Source organism: Pseudomonas sp. DSV-1 (genome assembly GCF_035830915.1).
In the GTDB taxonomy this organism is placed as follows: domain Bacteria; phylum Pseudomonadota; class Gammaproteobacteria; order Pseudomonadales; family Pseudomonadaceae; genus Aquipseudomonas.
Map to the genome: position 1 here is coordinate 1670634 of NZ_JAYMYG010000001.1, position 17985 is coordinate 1688618.

Below are 17985 nucleotides of genomic sequence, written 5' to 3' on the forward strand. Positions count from 1 at the left end.
CTGATCAAAGATTTTGAAGGTAAAACATGACGTTCAAGGCGCCGGACAGCCTCGCCGAGCAAATCGCTCACCACCTCGCCGAACGCATCATTCGCGGCGAGCTAAAGCCTGGGGAACGCATTCAAGAACAGAAAGTGACGCTGGCGCTCAATGTCAGCCGCGGCTCTGTGCGCGAAGCGTTGTTGATCCTTGAGCGCCGACATCTCATCGCCATCCTTCCGAGACGTGGCGCCCATGTGACCGAGCTCACCGCACACAATGTGCAGAGCCTGTGCACCTTGATGAGCGAGATGTACATCCTGCTCGGCAATGCCGTTGCCCAGCGCTGGGCCGTGCAGGCCGATCTGGGGCCGTTTCTGCAAATCCAGCAACGCCTGATTGCCAGCTACGAGCGTCAGGACATCAGCAGCTTCGTTGAAGACAGCTTCAATGTGATGCGTGCGGCGTACCCGTTTGCCGACAATCCCTACTTGCAGGAAACCGTCGAGAACCTGCACCCGGCCATGAGCCGCGCCTATTACCTGGCGCTGGATCAACGCAAGGCTGAGATGAGTGAGTATCTGGCGTTGTTTGCGCAGTTGCTCGAAGCCGTACTGGCTCGCGACCTTGTGCAAATTCGCGTGGTGCTGAGCAACTATGCCCAGCGCAGTTGTGCCCTGGTGCTGTCTGCCTTGACGGATGCCTGAGCGTGCGCCTGACGTGTATCAAGCTGGCGGGCTTCAAGTCTTTCGTTGATCCGACAACGGTGACCTTTCCCAGCAACATGGCTGCGGTTGTAGGTCCCAACGGCTGCGGAAAGTCGAACATCATCGATGCCGTACGCTGGGTCATGGGCGAAAGTTCGGCCAAGAACCTGCGTGGCGAGTCGATGACGGATGTCATCTTCAACGGTTCCACCACTCGCAAACCGGTGAGTCAGGCCAGCATCGAGCTGGTTTTTGACAACTCCGACGGCACGCTGCTGGGTGAGTATGCGGCCTACGCCGAAATTTCCATTCGGCGCAAAGTCACCCGTGACAGCCAGACGACCTATTACCTCAACGGCACCAAGTGCCGTCGTCGTGACATCACCGACATTTTCCTCGGAACGGGCCTGGGGCCGCGCAGCTACTCGATTATCGAGCAGGGCATGATCTCCAAGCTGATCGAGTCCAAGCCTGAAGATCTGCGCAACTTCATCGAGGAAGCGGCCGGCATCTCCAAGTACAAGGAGCGTCGCCGCGAGACCGAAAACCGTATTCGCCGCACCCACGAAAACCTCGCCCGTCTGACCGACCTGCGAGACGAGTTGGGTCGTCAGCTTGAGCGCCTGCATCGTCAGGCCCAGGCGGCTGAAAAGTATCAGGAGTACAAAGCCGAGGAGCGTCAGCTCAAGGCACAGCTGTCGGCCTTGCGTTGGCAGGCGCTGAACGAGCAGGTGGGGCAGCGCGAAGCGATCATCGGCAATCAGGAAGTCAGCTTTGAAGCCCTGGTGGCCGAGCAGCGCAATGCGGATGCCAGCATCGAACGCCTGCGTGACGGGCACCACGATCTGTCAGAGCGCTTCAATCTGGTGCAAGGGCGCTTCTATTCGGTAGGGGGGGACATTGCCCGTGTCGAGCAGAGCATTCAGCATGGTCAGCAGCGTTTGCGCCAATTGCAGGATGACCTGCGCGAAGCCGAGCGCTCGCGCCTGGAAACCGAATCCCATTTGGGTCACGACCGCACGATGCTTGCGACCCTGGGTGAAGAGCTGCACATGCTGGAGCCCGAGCAAGAGCTGACCAGCGCTGCCGCCGAAGAGGCCGCTGCTGCGCTGGAGGTGTCCGAGCACACCATGCACGGTTGGCAGGAGCAGTGGGACAGCTTCAATCAGCGCTCAGCCGAGCCCCAGCGCCAGTCCGAAGTCTTGCAGGCTCGCATCCAGCAGCTGGAAACCAGCATGGAGCGTGTGGCCGAGCGTCAGCGTCGGTTGGCTGAAGAGCGCGCCTTGCTGGCGGCAGACCCTGAAGATGCGGCGATCCTTGAGTTAAGTGAGCAACTGGCCATCAGCGAGTTGTCCCAGGAAACATTACACGCCAGCGAAGAACAACTGGTCGAGCGTCTGGAGCAAGTGCGCCACGACTTGCACCAGGCGACACAGAATCAACAGCAGGCTCAGGGCGAGTTGCAGCGACTCAACGGTCGCCTGGCTTCCCTTGAAGCCCTGCAACAGGCAGCGCTCGATCCGGGCACTGGCGCAGGTGAATGGCTGCGTCAGCAACAACTGGCTGAACAGCCGCGCCTGGCCGAGGGCTTGCGGGTTGAAGCAGGGTGGGAGCTGGCGGTCGAAACCGTGCTGGGTGCCGATTTGCAGGCCGTGTTGGTCGACGACTTCGCACGGCTGGATCTGGCCGGTTTTGCCCAGGGTGATTTGCGCTTGTTCAGTGGCGGGGCCCAGGCCTCTCATTTGGCGGGCAGTTTGCTGGAAAAGGTCGAGGCCGACTTTGATCTGGCGCCCTGGTTGGGTCAGGTAAAACCGGTCGAGACCCTTGAGCAGGCCTTGGCATTGCGTGCGCAATTGGTTGACGGCCAAAGCCTGATCAGCCGTGACGGCTATTGGGTTGGACGCAACTTTTTGCGGGTGCGCCGTGCCAGTGAGGCCGAAAGTGGCGTCTTGGCGCGTGGGCAGGAAATCCAGCGTCTGGGGCTTGAGCGCGAAGAGCGCGAAGCGACGCTTGCGACTCTGGAAGAACAGCTCCAGCGTCTGAGAGAGCAGCAACTCACCCAGGAAGACGCGCGCGAGCAGGTTCGTCGTCGCATGCAGGACGAGGCGCGTCAGCAGGGCGAGATCAAGGCCAGGCTGTCCGCCAGCAAAGCCAAGGTCGAACAATTGACCCTGCGCCGTCGTCGTCTGGATGAAGAGCTGGCCGAGCTGGGTGAGCAGCGCGCACTTGAGCATGAGCAGGTGGGCGAGGCGCGCCTGCTCTTGCAGGATGCACTGGATGCGATGGCCACCGACACTGAGCAGCGCGAGCTGCTGCTGGCCCAGCGCGACAGCCTGCGCGAGCGTCTTGATCGGGTGCGGCAGGATGCCCGGCAGCACAAGGATCACGCGCATCAGTTGGCGGTTCGTCTGGGCTCGCTGAAAGCGCAGCACGATTCGACTCGCCAGGCCCTTGAGCGACTGGAGCTGCAGGCCGAGCGCCTGGCTGAAAAGCGCGAGCAGCTCAGTCTCAATCTGGAGGAGGGCGAAGCGCCGCTTGAAGAGTTGCGTCTGAAACTCGAAGAGTTGCTCGACAAGCGCTTGAGCGTGGATGAAGAACTCAAGATTGCCCAGACCGCACTTGAAGATGCAGATCGCGAATTACGGGATGCTGAAAAGCGCCGAAATCAGGCTGAGCAACAATCGCAGCTGATTCGTGGCCAGCTGGAGCAGCAGCGCATGGAGTGGCAAGCCCTGAGTGTGCGGCGTACGGCGTTGCAGGATCAGTTACTGGCAGACGGCTATGATTTGCATGGGGTGCTTGCCACCCTGAACAGCGAGGTCAATGAGCAGCAGGCCGAAGAAGAGTTGGAGCGCATTGCGGCGCGAATCCAGCGCTTGGGCGCGATCAACCTGGCGGCCATCGATGAGTACCAGCAGCAATCGGAGCGCAAGCGCTATCTGGATGCCCAGGATGCCGATCTGGTCGAGGCGCTCGATACGCTGGAAAACGTAATCCGCAAAATCGACAAAGAGACCCGGAGCCGCTTTAAAGACACCTTTGATCAGATAAATGGTGGATTGCAGGCGCTTTTCCCAAAAGTTTTCGGTGGTGGCAGCGCTTATTTGGAACTGACGGGCGAAGATTTACTCGATACAGGGGTGACCATCATGGCGCGCCCGCCGGGCAAGAAGAACAGCACCATTCATTTGCTGTCCGGTGGCGAGAAGGCCCTGACGGCATTGGCATTGGTGTTTGCCATTTTCAAGCTCAATCCGGCGCCGTTTTGCATGCTCGACGAGGTCGATGCACCGCTTGATGACGCCAACGTAGGCCGCTATGCACGGTTGGTGAAAGAGATGTCGCAGACAGTGCAATTCATCTACATCACCCACAACAAAATCGCCATGGAGATGGCGGATCAGCTGATGGGTGTGACGATGCATGAGCCTGGTTGCTCACGTCTTGTAGCGGTAGATGTCGAGGAGGCGATGGCAATGGTCGACGCTTGAGCTATAAGCATGTAGGACGATTTTTTTCTTCTTGTAAGAGAAATATCAACTATTTGACCGATATGACTTACAAGTCGGGGGCTATATGGGCCTAGCTCAGTACGACAGACGGTGTAAAGTTATCTTTGGTCGTGTTAATTTAACGTCTAATTATTTTGTACGTGGGTAAAACGCCAGTCAGAACATAGAGTTGGCGCCACGTTTTAAAGGGCTTTAGGCTCTTCTTCATAGAATCATTTTTTAGGGGCACGGGATTACATGGAAATCGGTCTGCGCGAGTGGCTGATAGTCATCGGCATAGTGGTTATCGCCGGTATTCTTTTTGATGGCTGGCGCCGTATGCGTGGCGGCAAGGGAAAGCTCAAATTTCGTCTTGACCGCAGCTTTTCAAACGCCCCTGACGACGAAAGCAGCCCCGAGCTCCTGGGTCCTTCACGGGTTCTGGATACCCCCAATCATAAAGAGCCGCTGCTTGACGAGCACGACCTGCCATCCGTAAGCATGCCGGCGCGAGATAAAGGCACCAAGCGTGGCAAGCGTGGCGGCGAGCCGAGTCAGGGTGACCTGAACCTCAATCTTGACCTGGATGACGGTCCGAGCATCAGCGCCCGCGATGATGACTTTGCGCAAGAAACCAAGCCCCGTGGTCGTTCGGCTCCAGGCGTGTCGGCTGTTGAAGTCAAAGAGCAGCAACCGCAGCAGGCGGCTGAAGAAGTCCTGGTGATCAGCGTGATCAGCCGTGACCCTGCCGGGTTCAAGGGTCCTGCACTGTTGCAGAACATTCTTGAAAGCGGTTTGCGGTTTGGCGAAATGGATATCTTCCACCGTCACGAAAGCATGGCCGGCAATGGCGAAGTCCTGTTCTCCATGGCCAACGCGGTAAAGCCGGGCGTATTCGATCTGGATGATATTGATCTGTTCAGCACGCCTGCGGTGAGTTTCTTCCTTGGCTTGCCGGGTCCGCGTCATCCCAAGCAGGCTTTCGACGTGATGGTTGCGGCAGCACGCAAGCTGTCCCAGGAGCTCAATGGCGAGCTCAAAGACGATCAGCGCAGTGTGTTGACGGCTCAAACCATTGAGCACTACCGCCAACGCATCGTTGAATTCGAGCGTCGCGCCCTGACTCAAAAACGCTAAACATGTGGGGGCGGCTTGGCTGCTCCCGCACACATGCAGAATGAATACTACAAGGAGCAGCCAAGGCTGCTCTTTTGCTTTGTGAGAGAACACCCCATGACCGCCGCCAATACCCGCATTCTCGAGCTGCGCGCTGAACTGGATCAGCATAACTACCGTTACCACGTACTGGACGAGCCGAGCATTCCGGACGCCGAGTACGATCGCCTGTTTCGTGAGTTGAAAGCCCTGGAGGCCGAACATCCAGAGCTGGTCACCGCCGACTCGCCGACCCAGCGCGTGGGGAGTGCGGCGCTGTCCGCCTTTACTCAGGTGCGTCACGAAGTGCCCATGCTGAGTTTGGGTAACGCCTTCGATGAAACCGACATGCGCGAGTTTGATCGTCGTGTCAGTGAAGGTCTGGATTTGCCCGCCGGGGATCTGTTTGGCGGTGGCGCCGAAGTTGAATACAGCTGCGAGCCGAAGCTCGACGGGCTGGCGGTGAGCTTGCTGTACCAGGATGGCAATCTGGTGCGCGGCGCTACCCGAGGTGATGGCACCACGGGTGAAGATATCAGTGTCAATGTGCGCACCGTGCGCAATATTCCTTTAAAGCTGCATGGCAGCGGCTGGCCCGCAGTGTTGGAAGTGCGCGGCGAAGTGTTTATGTCCAAGGCCGGCTTTGAGCGTCTCAATGAGACTCAGCTCGCCGCTGGTGGCAAGACCTTCGCCAATCCGCGCAATGCGGCGGCGGGCAGCTTGCGTCAGCTGGATTCCAAGATCACCGCCAGCCGGCCGCTGGAATTTTGCTGCTACGGCCTGGGGCAGGTATCCGAGGAGTTCTCTGACACCCATATCGGCAATCTCAAGCAGTTGCAGCAATGGGGCATGCCCATCAGTCATGAGTTGAAACTGGCCCGCGGGATTGCCGAGTGCCTGGATTACTACCGTGATATTGGCGAGCGTCGAGCTGCGCTGCCTTACGAGATCGACGGGGTGGTGTTCAAGGTCAACAACCTGGCGTCACAACGTGAGTTGGGCTTCAGGGCGCGCGAGCCGCGTTGGGCCATCGCCCACAAGTTCCCGGCTATGGAGGAACTGACCGAGTTGCTGGATGTGGAGTTTCAGGTCGGGCGCACCGGTGCGGTAACGCCCGTGGCGCGCCTCAAGCCGGTCAAGGTGGCCGGTGTGACCGTATCCAATGCAACCCTGCACAACATGGATGAAGTGGCCCGTCTGGGGCTGATGATTGGCGACACGGTAATTATTCGCCGTGCAGGGGATGTGATTCCCCAAGTGGTGCAAGTTGTGCTGGAGCGTCGTCCTGAAGATGCCCGTGCGGTGCATATTCCTGAAAGCTGCCCGGTGTGTGGCTCCCATGTTGAACGCACGCAACTGATCAAGCGCAGCAAAGGCCGTGAAACCATCACCGAAGGCGCGGTGTATCGTTGTGTGGGACGTCTGGCCTGCGGTGCTCAGCTCAAGCAGGCGATCATTCATTTTGTCTCGCGCCGCGCAATGGACATAGAAGGCCTGGGCGAAAAAAGCGTCGAGCAGTTGGTGGACGAGGGGCTGGTGAGTTCGCCTGCCGATCTTTACACCCTGGCTTTCGAGCAGATAGTCGATCTTGAAGGCTTTGCCGAGTTGTCGAGCAAGAACCTGCTGCAGGCCATCGCCGACAGCAAGCGTCCGACATTGGCTCGCTTTATCTACGCGCTGGGTATTCCTGATGTGGGTGAAGAAACTGCCAAGGTGCTGGCGCGCTCCCTGGCCTCTCTGGAGCGGGTACAGCGTGCCCTGCCGCAAGTGCTCACCTATTTGCCTGATGTCGGGCTGGAAGTGGCGCACGAAATCCACAGCTTCTTCAGCGATGCGCATAACCAGCAGGTGATTGCTCAATTGCTGGAGCGTGGTCTGGAATTGCAGGATCAGGGCGACCTGGGTGCCGAGTTCGCGGCCAGTGCGACGCTGGGTGGTCTGATCGACAAGCTGCACATTCCTTCGGTAGGGCCGGGCGGGGCGCAAAAGCTGGCCGAGAAATTTGGCTCGCTCGAAGGCGTGATCAATGCGGACTGGCTCGATATGCGTCAGGCATTACCTGAAAAGCAAGCCAAGGCCGTGCGTGAGTTTTTCGATCACCCTGAAAATGCCCGTCTGGCCCTCGAAGTCGAAGCGCAGCTGCGGGATTTCGGCATGCACTGGCAAAGCGAGAAAAAGGCCGTGGAAGGCTTGCCGCTGGCGGGTCAGACCTGGGTGCTGACCGGCTCGCTGGAATTGATGAGCCGGGACATTGCCAAGGACAAGCTGGAAAGCCTTGGGGCCAAGGTCTCGGGTTCGGTTTCCGGCAAGACCCATTGCGTGGTTGCGGGTCCGGGAGCGGGCTCCAAGCTGGTCAAGGCCAATGAACTTGGGCTCAAGGTGCTGGATGAAGAAGCCTTTGTGGCGTTTCTGGCCGGGAAGGGGATTTCGATCCAGTAGTTGGGTATGGGGTGTTGTGGGAGCGAGCAAGCCCGCTCCCGCAAAACGATCGGCCCCGGGGGAGAGGCTGTGTTTCAACCCGAATCCAAGTACTTGAACCCATTCATTTTTTTATTATTGCAGCAGCGGTTGTAAGTTTTTCTCAGACAGGTACAATGGCGCCGTTCGCTGCTAGGCGGATGTTGTTATGGTGACCCTATCGGTCCCCCCGCAACGATTACCCGTGAACCTGGTCAGATCCGGAAGGAAGCAGCCACAGCGGGAACATTGTGTGCCGGGGTGTGGCTGGTGGGGTTGCCTCCATTTTAAAAATCCTCAGTTCTGCAGGGTTTTAGTCAAAATCCCAATCGTGTGATCCTGTCTTCAGGCCTTCTGCTGAATTGTCGGCGCGTTGCCGTGTGTGGGTAAACCTGTTGCGCAGAGACTGCGAGCAGTTAAAAGTGCTCATCGGATGCAATTTTGCCCTTGCTCCGCTAGCATTAGCCCCTTCCGCTTTTCAGACGCGACGGTTATCAATGAGTTATCAGGTTCTTGCACGTAAATGGCGTCCGCGCTCGTTCCGCGAAATGGTCGGCCAGACCCATGTGCTCAAGGCTCTGATCAATGCCCTGGACAGTCAGCGCCTGCACCATGCCTACCTGTTTACCGGTACCCGTGGCGTCGGCAAGACCACCATCGCGCGGATCATCGCCAAATGCCTGAACTGTGAAACAGGTATTACGTCGACTCCCTGCGGCGAGTGCTCGGTGTGTCGCGAAATCGATGAAGGGCGTTTTGTCGACCTGATCGAAATCGACGCCGCCAGCCGTACCAAGGTGGAGGACACCCGTGAACTGCTCGACAACGTGCAGTACGCACCAAGCCGTGGGCGCTTCAAGGTCTACCTGATCGACGAAGTGCACATGCTTTCCAGCCATTCGTTCAATGCGCTGCTCAAGACCCTCGAAGAACCGCCGCCCTACGTAAAATTCATTCTGGCGACCACTGATCCGCAAAAATTGCCGGCCACGATCCTGTCGCGCTGCCTGCAGTTTTCCCTTAAAAACATGACGCCCGAGCGTGTGGTCGAGCATTTGACCCACGTGCTCAGTGCTGAAAACGTGCCATTTGAAGACGACGCGCTGTGGCTGTTGGGTCGTGCAGCCGATGGTTCGATGCGCGATGCCATGAGCCTGACCGATCAGGCCATTGCATTTGGTGAAGGCAAGGTCCTGGCTGGCGATGTGCGCGCCATGCTCGGTACCCTCGACCACGGCCAGGTTTTTGACTTGCTGCACGCCTTGATCCAAGGCGATGCCCGGGCGCTGCTTGAGGCTGTGCGTCATCTGGCCGAGCAGGGTCCGGACTGGAATGGCGTGCTGTCCGAAATTCTTAACGTATTTCACCGGGTTGCCATTGCCCAGGCGTTGCCCGATGGCGTCGACAATGGTCACGGCGACCGCGATCGCGTGCTGGCCCTGGCCAAGGCGCTGCCGGCCGAAGACGTCCAGTTTTATTACCAGATGGGCCTGATTGGCCGGCGTGATTTGCCGCTGGCGCCAGACCCGCGTGGTGGCTTTGAAATGGTCATACTGCGAATGCTGGCCTTCCGCCCGGCAGATACCGGCAATGCGCCGAGTCAGCCGCTAAAGCCAGTGGGGATCAGCCAGGCCACAGTTGATTCCGCCCAAACCCTGGCGGCTGCAACACCTGTTGCGCCAGTAGTCATTGCGCCTGCTGTTGCGCCCACGCCGGTTGTCGAGGTTGCAGAGCCCGTGATCGCTCCTGCGGCTGTGGAGCCTCCCAAGGCGCCTGCCGTGCCAGAAAAGGACTTGCCCTGGAACGAGCCGTCAGTACCGGTGATCGAGGTCGAGGCTGCGCCTGAGTCGGTGCTGGACACCGTCGGTGAGCCGCCCGAGTTGCCGCCGATGCCCCTGCCTACGCCAGACAGCGTTGTGCCGGATGCGCCGCAGTGGAGCGAGGAGTCCATCCCCGAGCCGACTCCGGAACAGGTTGATGCGGCACTGTCGGGTATGGATCGCGACGATGAGCCGCCGCTGGACGAAGACTATATCGAGCCGGACATGGATTCGGCGGCCTACAGCTACCTTGACGAACTGGCCAGCGAGCATGCGGCCGAGCCATCTCCGGAGCCCGAGCCGTTACCTGCGGCCATGCCTGCCACCGGGCTGGCCCTTGAATGGCTGAACATGTTCCCCAAATTACCGGTATCGGGCATGACCGCCAGCATTGGCGCCAATTGCACCTTGATCGCCGTTGACGGGGATGACTGGTTGTTGCATCTGGATCCGGCTCACAGTGCGCTGTTTAACTTGACCCAGCAGCGCCGACTCAACGAGGCGTTGAACCAGTACACTCAACGCACGCTCAAAGTGACTATCGAACTGGTCAAGCCGGAACAGGAAACCCCGGCCCAGGCTGCTTCGCGTTTTCGTGCAGAGCGTCAGCGACTGGCAGAGGAGTCGATCTATGCGGATCCGCTGATCCAGCAAATGATCGAACAGTTCGGTGCGGCAGTGAGGGAAGATACGATTCAACCTGTCGATGTTGCGCAGGCCCAGGCTTAGTAACGCCAGGGTAAAAACTCACAGCCCGCAGTCGTTTTGATTGCGGGAGCATTGTCCAAATAACGTTTGAGGTGATTCCCATGATGAAAGGTGGCATGGCCGGCCTGATGAAGCAGGCGCAGCAGATGCAGGAAAAAATGGCCAAGATGCAGGAAGAACTGGCCAATGCAGAAGTCACCGGCAAGGCCGGCGGCGATATGGTGACTGTGGTCATGACCGGTCGTCACGACATCAAGCGTGTCAGCATTGATCCGGCCCTGCTTGAAGGCGTCAGCGAAGACGACCGTGAAGTGCTGGAGGATCTGTTCGCCGCTGCGGTCAACGACGCCGTGCGCAAGATCGAAGCCAACAGCCAGGACAAAATGTCTGGCGTGACCGCTGGCATGCAACTGCCGCCGGGCATGAAGCTGCCGTTCTAAAGCGCTCCTGAATGCCAGGCCCTGAGCCTGGCATTTTTTTGCCTTTTTTACGGGCATTTGACGTCATCCCGCACCGCGGGTATAAACCGCGTCTCGTTGTTTTGTCGGACCTTTCCCTATGAGCTTCAGCCCCCTGATTCGCCAACTGATCGATGCCTTGCGTACCTTGCCGGGTGTAGGTCAAAAGACCGCGCAGCGCATGGCTCTGCAATTGCTTGAGCGTGATCGCAGCGGCGGCTCGCGTCTGGCGCTGGCCTTGACCCAGGCGATGGAAGGCGTGGGGCATTGCCGTCTGTGCAGAACCCTCACCGAAGACGATCTGTGCCCCCAGTGTGCCGACGTGCGCCGTGATGACACCTTGCTGTGTGTGGTCGAGGGCCCGATGGACGTGTATGCCGTGGAGCAGACCGGCTATCGCGGACGTTACTTCGTGCTCAAGGGCCACTTGTCACCGCTGGATGGCCTGGGGCCAGAGGCCATTGGCATTCCGCAATTAATGACCCGCATTGCTGAGCAGGGCACCTTTGCAGAAGTGATCCTGGCGACCAATCCCACGGTCGAAGGCGAAGCTACTGCACATTACATTGCTCAACTGCTCAGCAATAAAGGCCTGATCGCTTCGCGTATCGCTCATGGTGTGCCGTTGGGAGGCGAGCTTGAGCTGGTCGATGGCGGCACCCTGGCTCATTCGTTCTCGGGGCGTCGACCGATTACGCTCTGACTGGGATTGCCGGGGGGTGACGCCCGTGGGAGCCAGCCTGCTCCCGCGGGTGAAGTGTCGGTATTACTCGGTCAACGAAAATTCGGTCAGGCAGAATGTCGGTATACCCAGATCCTGCAGGCGCTGCGAGCCACCCAGCTCAGGCAGGTCAATGATCGCTGCCGCTTCGAATACCTGGGCGCCCATGCGGCGAACCAGGTTGGCCGCGGCGATCAGGGTGCCGCCAGTGGCGATCAAGTCATCGACGATCAGCAACGAGTCGCCTTCGCACAAGCTGTCGGCGTGAACCTCCAGAAACGCTTCGCCATATTCCGTCTGATAGCCTTCGGCCAATACGTCAGCGGGCAATTTGCCTTGTTTGCGAAACAGGATCAGCGGTTTGTTGAGCTGGTGAGCCAGTACCGAGCCAATCAGAAAGCCGCGGGCATCCATGGCGCCGATGTGGCTGAAGTCAGCCTCGACGTAGCGCTCGATAAAGCGGTCGGCGATTTCGCGCATGGCGCGGGGCGATTGGTAGAGCGGGGTGATGTCACGAAAGATGACGCCCGGTTTGGGGAAATCAATTACCGGGCGGATCAGGGATTTGAGGCAAAAGTCGTCGAAGACCATATCAGGTGTCCTGGCGTGCGTTAAGCGCGCCAGTATAACCTTTCAAGCCGTTTTAGACTTCCAGTGAACCACCCGCCAGGGCGCACAACTTGATCGGATCAAGGATATGCACTTCTTTACCTTCGGCCGTGATCAGCTGATTTTCCTGCAGGCGTGTGAATACGCGGGACACGGTCTCTACAGCCAGGCCCAGGTAGTTGCCGATTTCGTTGCGCGACATGCTCAGGCGGTATTGATTGGCCGAGAAACCACGGGCGCGGAAGCGGGCTGACAGGTTGACCAGAAAGGTGGCGATACGTTCGTCGGCCGTCTTTTTCGACAGCAACAGCATCATTTGCTGATCGTCGCGAATTTCGCGGCTCATCACACGCATCAGCTGGCGGCGAAGCTGGGGCAGTTGCACGGAAAGTTCGTCCAGGCGCTCGAACGGGATTTCGCACACGGGAGTGGTTTCCAGCGCTTGAGCCGATACAGGGTAGGTTTCCGTGTCCATCCCGGAAAGGCCGACCAGTTCGCTTGGCAGGTGGAAGCCGGTAATTTGCTCCTCACCGTTGTCGCTCAGGCTGAATGTTTTCAATGCGCCAGAACGGACGGCGTAGACCGAGCCAAACGTGTCGCCTTGGCGAAACAAAAACTCGCCTTTTTTCAGTGGACGCCCGCGCTTGACGATTTCTTCCAGCGCGTCCATGTCTTCCAGGTCCAACGAAAGTGGCAGGCAGAGAGGTGCCAGGCTGCAGTCCTTGCAGTGGGCCTGGTTATGAGCGCGCACTTTTACTGGCTCGGGCATTTCTTAAATCCTTGTAGGAAAACACACATAAGATGCAAGGGTACCCCAGTGCGGGAGGCTAGGCCAGCCGCACCACACCGGTGCATTCATCTCATGCTGTAGAGGTCGTGTTCGCGACCTTAAATCACCCGCGAATATCGCTGGCGGGTTTGCTGTTCCAGGTAGGCATCGAACACCATGCACACTGAGCGCACCAGTAACCGTCCGGCAGGCAATACGGTCAATTGCCGCTCGTCCAGAGCAATCAGCCCGTCAGCCGCCATGGTTTTGAGCGTCGGCCATTGAGGTGCGAAATATCCACGGAAGTCGATATTGAACGCCTGCTCGATGTCTGCGAATGGCAGGTGCAAATTGCAGATGATCTGCTGGATGACTGCCCGGCGGATGCGATCGTCCTGATTGCACAGCAGGCCACGGTGGGTGGCGAGCTGGTCGCTGGCCAGGGTGTGCTGATAGCTCGCCAGGTCGCTGTCGTTCTGGCAATAAAGATCACCAATCTGGCTGATGGCCGAGACGCCAAGCCCGATCAGGTCGCAATGACCGTGGGTGGTGTAGCCCTGAAAGTTGCGCTGCAGAGTTGACTCTTCCTGGGCAATTGCCAGTTCATCGTCCGGCAGCGCGAAGTGATCCATGCCGATGTAGCGATATCCGGCGCCCGTCAGTTGCTCGATGGTGCGCTCCAGCATCTGCAGTTTCGCGGCAGGCGAGGGCAGGTCGTTAGTATTGATCCGGCGCTGAGGCATGAAACGTTCAGGCAAGTGGGCATAGTTGAACACTGACAGGCGATCCGGCTGCAAGCTGATCACTTCGTCAACGGTTCGCGCAAAGGCCTCGGGGGTTTGCTTGGGCAAACCGTAGATCAGGTCGATATTGATCGAGCGAAACTGCAGGGTGCGTGCTGCATCGATCACTGCCCGTGTTTCTTCCAGGCTTTGCAGGCGATTGACGGCACGCTGTACGTCTGGATCGAGGTCTTGCAGGCCGATACTGACCCGGTTGAAGCCCAGTTCACGCAACAGGCCCATGGTCGACCAGTCGGCTTCCCGCGGGTCGATTTCAATGCCGTAATCACCTGAGTCGTCGTCCAGCAGATTGAAGTGCTGACGCAGCGTGGCCATCAAATGGCGTAATTCGTCGTGACTGAGGAAAGTAGGCGTGCCGCCACCAAAGTGCAGTTGCTCGACCTTTTGTTTTGGGTCGAGGTGACAGGCAATCATCTGGATTTCTTGCTCAAGCCTTTGCAGGTAGGGCTGTGCCCGGCCACGGTCTTTGGTGATGACCTTGTTGCAGGCGCAGTAATAGCAAATGTTGGCGCAGAACGGCACGTGTACATACAGCGACAGCGGGCGCAGTGCCTTGCGGCTTTCGCGCAGGGCGTGCAGCAGGTCGAACGGGCTGACCTGATTGTTGAACTGCATCGCTGTCGGATACGAGGTGTAGCGCGGACCCGCCAGATCGTAGCGGCGGATCAAATCTGGGTCCCAACGAATGGCGTCGAGCATGCGGGCATTCCCCTGGGATGGCTGGCAATGCACAGGAGTCTAGGCGGTGAGTCGATGTTGCATCTTGATTTGCATCAAGGGCTGTGATTTGGCTTATTCCCTGTAGTCGCTGCCGCAGGCTGCGATAAGGACAGCAGGGCCTTCAAAAACCAGGCCTGCTACGCAGTCCATCGCAGCCTGCGGCAGCGACTACAAGGTGCTTGATTTAATGCCCCATCAACCAATGCTGATGCGGGCCGGGCAGGGTCCAGATGCCGAACAGGATGACCAGCAGCCCTCCGGTCATGCGCACGCTGCGTTTACGCAGCAATGCAGTCACCCGCTCGGCAGCCAGGCCGGTGGCCAGCAGTACGGGCCAGGTGCCCAGGCCAAACGCAAGCATCAGCAATGCACTGTCGATCGCGCTGCCCTGGCTGGCTGACCAGATCAATGTGCTGTACACCAATCCGCAGGGTAGCCAGCCCCAGAGCGCACCCAGCAGCAATGCCCGCGGCAGGCTCGAGACGGGTAACAAGCGGGTGGCCACGGGCTGGATATGCCGCCACAGGCCGCGCCCCAGGCTCTCAATCCGGGTCAGTCCGCTCCACCAGCCAGCCAGGTACAGGCCCATGCAAATCAGCAGTAGCCCGGCCAGGATGCGCATGAACATGGCTGCGGGGCTGTTGGCCACTGCCCAGCCTGCCATCCCCAGCAGCAGTCCAGCCGTGGCATAGCTGAGAATTCGCCCAAGGTTGTAGGCCAGCAACAACCTGAAGCGTCGGCTGCGCTGCTCTTTGGGGATGGCAAGGGTCAGCGCACCCATCAGGCCGCCACACATGCCCAGGCAATGCCCGCCGCCGAGCAGGCCCAAAATGACGGCCGAGACCAGCAGTGGCGCCAACTCAAGCATGGGGGGGCGTTTTTTTGTCGGTGTCGGTGATCGACTCCGGATGCTGGTTCCTGGCTTCTTCGACCGCTGCGGTGTGTTGCGGGTCCTGGTCGTCGAACAGGATGCTGTGGGCCGGGCTGTCCAGATCGTCGTACTGGCCGCTGTCCACGGCCCAGAAAAAGATGTAGATGGCGATGGCGACAATCAGCAAGGCCGCAGGAATCATGACGTATAGCGCTGGCATATAGGCTCCAGGCAACCGGTCAGGCCGGAAGCGGGCGGGTGTGTGGCGTGGCACAGGCAGGTGCGACGCCAGGCGTGCGCGTCAGACGCAAGGCATTGAGCACCACGGTCAACGAGCTGACCGACATGCCGATGGCGGCCCAGATCGGCGTGATCCAGCCCAGTGCGGCAAATGGCAGCATAAGCCCATTGTACAGGCCAGCCCACAACAGGTTCTCGATGATCACGCGGCGAGTGCGTCCTGCCAGGCTGAAGGCTTGTACCAGGGCGCCCAGGCGATTGGAGAGCAGTACTGCATCGGCACTGGTCTTGGCCAGGTCCGTGGCCGACCCCATTGCCACGCTGATATCGGCAGCGGCGAGTACCGGGACATCGTTGACCCCGTCACCCAGCATCAGCACCTTGCGCCCCTTCGCATGCAGCTGTTGCAATATTTGCAGCTTGTCGTCCGGGCGCAATCCGCCCCGGGCTTCGTCGATACCCAGTTCGGCGGCTACGCTGGCGACCATCGGCGAGCTGTCTCCCGAGAGCAGCAGCGTCCGCCAGCCTCGTGCCTTGCACGCGGCCAGCAACGCGGGGGCATCCTCGCGCAGGCGGTCATCCAGAACAAACCAGGCCAGAGCGCCCTCGGCATTACCCAGCAATAGCCATTGCCCGGGTTCATCCGGCATGGTCGGGACCTGGCACTGGCTCAGCTCGCAGACAAAACCCGGCTGACCGATGCGTAAATGCTGTTCCCCAACCCGTCCTTCAAGGCCCAGGCCCGGAGTGCTGTGGACTTCCTCTGCGGCTTGCGGGGCACGGCCAAAAGCGCGGGCAATGGGGTGTTCGGAGCGGTTTTCGAGGGCTGCCGCGAGGGCCAGGCACTGATCGCTGTCCAGGTCGCTCAAGGGGCGAATGGCCCGCAGCGCCAGGCGACCTTCCGTCAGTGTGCCGGTCTTGTCGAAAATCACGGTGTCGATCTGGTTGAGTCCCTCGATCACATGGCCGCGGGTCAGCAGTAGACCCAGTTTGTGCAGCGTGCCGGTTGCGGCAGTGAGTGCAGTGGGGGTTGCGAGGGACAGAGCGCAAGGGCAGGTAGCCACCAACATCGCCAGGACAATCCAGAAGGCCCGCGATGGATCCAGTTGCCACCACAGCAAGCCGATCCCGGCCGCTGCGATCAACGAGAACAGCAAGAACCATTGCGCGGCCCTGTCGGCAATTTCGGCCAGGCGCGGTTTTTCGCTTTGAGCGCGATCCAGCAACCGCACGATGGCGGACAGGCGGGTGTCCTGGCCGAGGGCCATGACTTCAATGGTCAGGGCGCCTTCGACATTCAGGGTGCCCGCCGTCACGGCGTCGCCGATACAGCGAGGCTGCGGCAGATACTCGCCGGTCAGCAGGGATTCATCGATGCTTGATTGGCCATCAAGAATTTTGCCGTCTGCCGGAAGGATCGCGCCGGGGTGGACCAGTACCTTGTCACCGACTTTAAGCTCGGTCAGCAGGATGCGCTCGCTTTGGCCGTCGTCAGTCAGGCGCAGGCAGGAGGCGGGTAGCAGGTTGACCAGTTGTGCAGTGGCGGCAGCAGTGCGCTCGCGTGCACGGCGCTCGAGGTAGCGCCCGGCCAGCAAGAACAGTGCAAACATGCCGACCGCGTCGAAATACAGCTCGCCGACGCCGGTGATGGCGGTCCAGATTCCGGCGATGTAGGCCCCGCCGATGGCCAGGGATACCGACACATCCATGGTCAGATGGCGGGTGCGCAGGTCGCGCATGGCACCTTTGAAGAAGGGGGCACAGCTGTAGAACACAATGGGGGTGGTCAGAAACAGCGCAACCCAGCGCAGGATGGTGTGCATCTCGGGGCTGAGGTCGATATTGAATTCGGGCCAGGTGGCCATCGTTGCCATCATTGCCTGAAACCACAGCAGCCCGGCGACACCCAGTTGGCGCAGGGCCAGGCGGTTTTCGCGGGCCAGTTGTTCAGTGGCGCGATCGGCCTGGTAAGGGTGTGCGGCATAACCGATATGACGCAGTTCGCTCAGGATGGCGCTCAGCTCCAGTTGGTCCGTGTCCCAGCTTACATGCAGTCGATGGTTGGACAGATTGAGCCGGGCTTCGCTCACGGCAGGCAGGCTTCGCAGGTGTTTCTCAATCAGCCAGCCACAGGCAGCGCAGCTGATGCCTTCGATCAGCAGGGTGGTTTGGGCCTGCTCACCCTCGTGCCGCACAAAGGGTTCTTGCACGTCGGGGCGGTCATACAGTGCCAGTTCTTCTACCAGTTGCACGGGCAGGGCGTCAGGGTTGGCTGACGCTTCGCTGCGGTGCTGATAGTAGCTTTCGAGGCCGCCCGCCACGATGGCCTCAGCCACCGCCTGGCAGCCCGGGCAGCAGAACTCGCGAACTTCGCCCAGGACAACGGCGGTAAACCGGCTGCCCGGCGGAACGGGCAGGGCGCAGTGATAGCAGGGTACGGGAGAGGTCATGGCGGTCTATCGCGATATGGTGTCGCC

Annotated in this window: 13 protein-coding genes and 1 other RNA gene; 8 read left to right on the plus strand and 6 right to left on the minus strand. The window is 59.6% G+C overall.

Annotated features, from left to right (window positions below; genetic code table 11):
* Window positions 1-26: 26 nt before the first annotated feature.
* From VSQ83_RS07905 to recR, 8 genes are all read left to right on the plus strand, one after another.
* Window positions 27-686, plus strand: coding sequence for a GntR family transcriptional regulator (locus tag VSQ83_RS07905; RefSeq protein ID WP_133077131.1), 660 nt, complete (start codon window positions 27-29; stop codon window positions 684-686).
* 2 nt (window positions 687-688) lie between these two features.
* Entirely contained in the window at window positions 689-4177 is a 3489-nt protein-coding gene (gene smc / locus VSQ83_RS07910) for a chromosome segregation protein SMC (RefSeq protein WP_326425946.1), read from the plus strand.
* Between the two features lie 258 nt (window positions 4178-4435).
* Complete coding sequence (zipA, locus tag VSQ83_RS07915) at window positions 4436-5314, plus strand: cell division protein ZipA (protein WP_133077133.1); 879 nt, start codon at window positions 4436-4438, stop codon at window positions 5312-5314.
* Window positions 5315-5410: 96 nt separating this feature from the next.
* Window positions 5411-7771 (plus strand): NAD-dependent DNA ligase LigA, encoded by a 2361-nt coding sequence (gene ligA / locus VSQ83_RS07920; RefSeq protein WP_133077134.1) that lies wholly within the window; start codon window positions 5411-5413, stop codon window positions 7769-7771.
* Window positions 7772-7968: 197 nt separating this feature from the next.
* Window positions 7969-8065, plus strand: an RNA gene (gene ffs / locus VSQ83_RS07925) — signal recognition particle sRNA small type.
* Between the two features lie 221 nt (window positions 8066-8286).
* Complete coding sequence (gene dnaX / locus VSQ83_RS07930; RefSeq protein WP_326425949.1) at window positions 8287-10338, plus strand: DNA polymerase III subunit gamma/tau; 2052 nt, start codon at window positions 8287-8289, stop codon at window positions 10336-10338.
* Window positions 10339-10418: 80 nt separating this feature from the next.
* Complete coding sequence (locus tag VSQ83_RS07935) at window positions 10419-10757, plus strand: YbaB/EbfC family nucleoid-associated protein (protein WP_019826710.1); 339 nt, start codon at window positions 10419-10421, stop codon at window positions 10755-10757.
* Between the two features lie 118 nt (window positions 10758-10875).
* Window positions 10876-11478 carry a recombination mediator RecR gene (recR, locus tag VSQ83_RS07940; RefSeq protein WP_133077147.1) on the plus strand — a complete coding sequence of 201 codons (603 nt, stop codon included), beginning with the start codon at window positions 10876-10878 and terminating at the stop codon, window positions 11476-11478.
* Between the two features lie 63 nt (window positions 11479-11541).
* Here recR and VSQ83_RS07945 read toward each other — a convergent pair whose 3' ends face one another.
* From VSQ83_RS07945 to VSQ83_RS07970, 6 genes are all read right to left on the minus strand, one after another.
* Entirely contained in the window at window positions 11542-12087 is a 546-nt protein-coding gene (locus VSQ83_RS07945; protein ID WP_133077148.1) for an adenine phosphoribosyltransferase, read from the minus strand.
* 52 nt (window positions 12088-12139) lie between these two features.
* Window positions 12140-12874 (minus strand): fumarate/nitrate reduction transcriptional regulator Fnr, encoded by a 735-nt coding sequence (gene fnr, locus VSQ83_RS07950; RefSeq protein ID WP_133077149.1) that lies wholly within the window; start codon window positions 12872-12874, stop codon window positions 12140-12142.
* 119 nt (window positions 12875-12993) lie between these two features.
* Window positions 12994-14376 carry an oxygen-independent coproporphyrinogen III oxidase gene (gene hemN, locus VSQ83_RS07955; RefSeq protein WP_133077150.1) on the minus strand — a complete coding sequence of 461 codons (1383 nt, stop codon included), beginning with the start codon at window positions 14374-14376 and terminating at the stop codon, window positions 12994-12996.
* A gap of 205 nt (window positions 14377-14581) precedes the next feature.
* Window positions 14582-15265 (minus strand): sulfite exporter TauE/SafE family protein, encoded by a 684-nt coding sequence (locus VSQ83_RS07960; protein WP_133077151.1) that lies wholly within the window; start codon window positions 15263-15265, stop codon window positions 14582-14584.
* Window positions 15258-15488 carry a cbb3-type cytochrome oxidase assembly protein CcoS gene (gene ccoS, locus VSQ83_RS07965; RefSeq protein WP_133077152.1) on the minus strand — a complete coding sequence of 77 codons (231 nt, stop codon included), beginning with the start codon at window positions 15486-15488 and terminating at the stop codon, window positions 15258-15260. The genes VSQ83_RS07960 and ccoS overlap by 8 nt, the downstream gene beginning before the upstream one ends.
* Window positions 15489-15507: 19 nt before the next feature.
* Window positions 15508-17958, minus strand: a complete 2451-nt coding sequence (locus VSQ83_RS07970) for a heavy metal translocating P-type ATPase (protein ID WP_219261521.1) — start codon at window positions 17956-17958, stop codon at window positions 15508-15510.
* Window positions 17959-17985 lie beyond the last annotated feature (27 nt).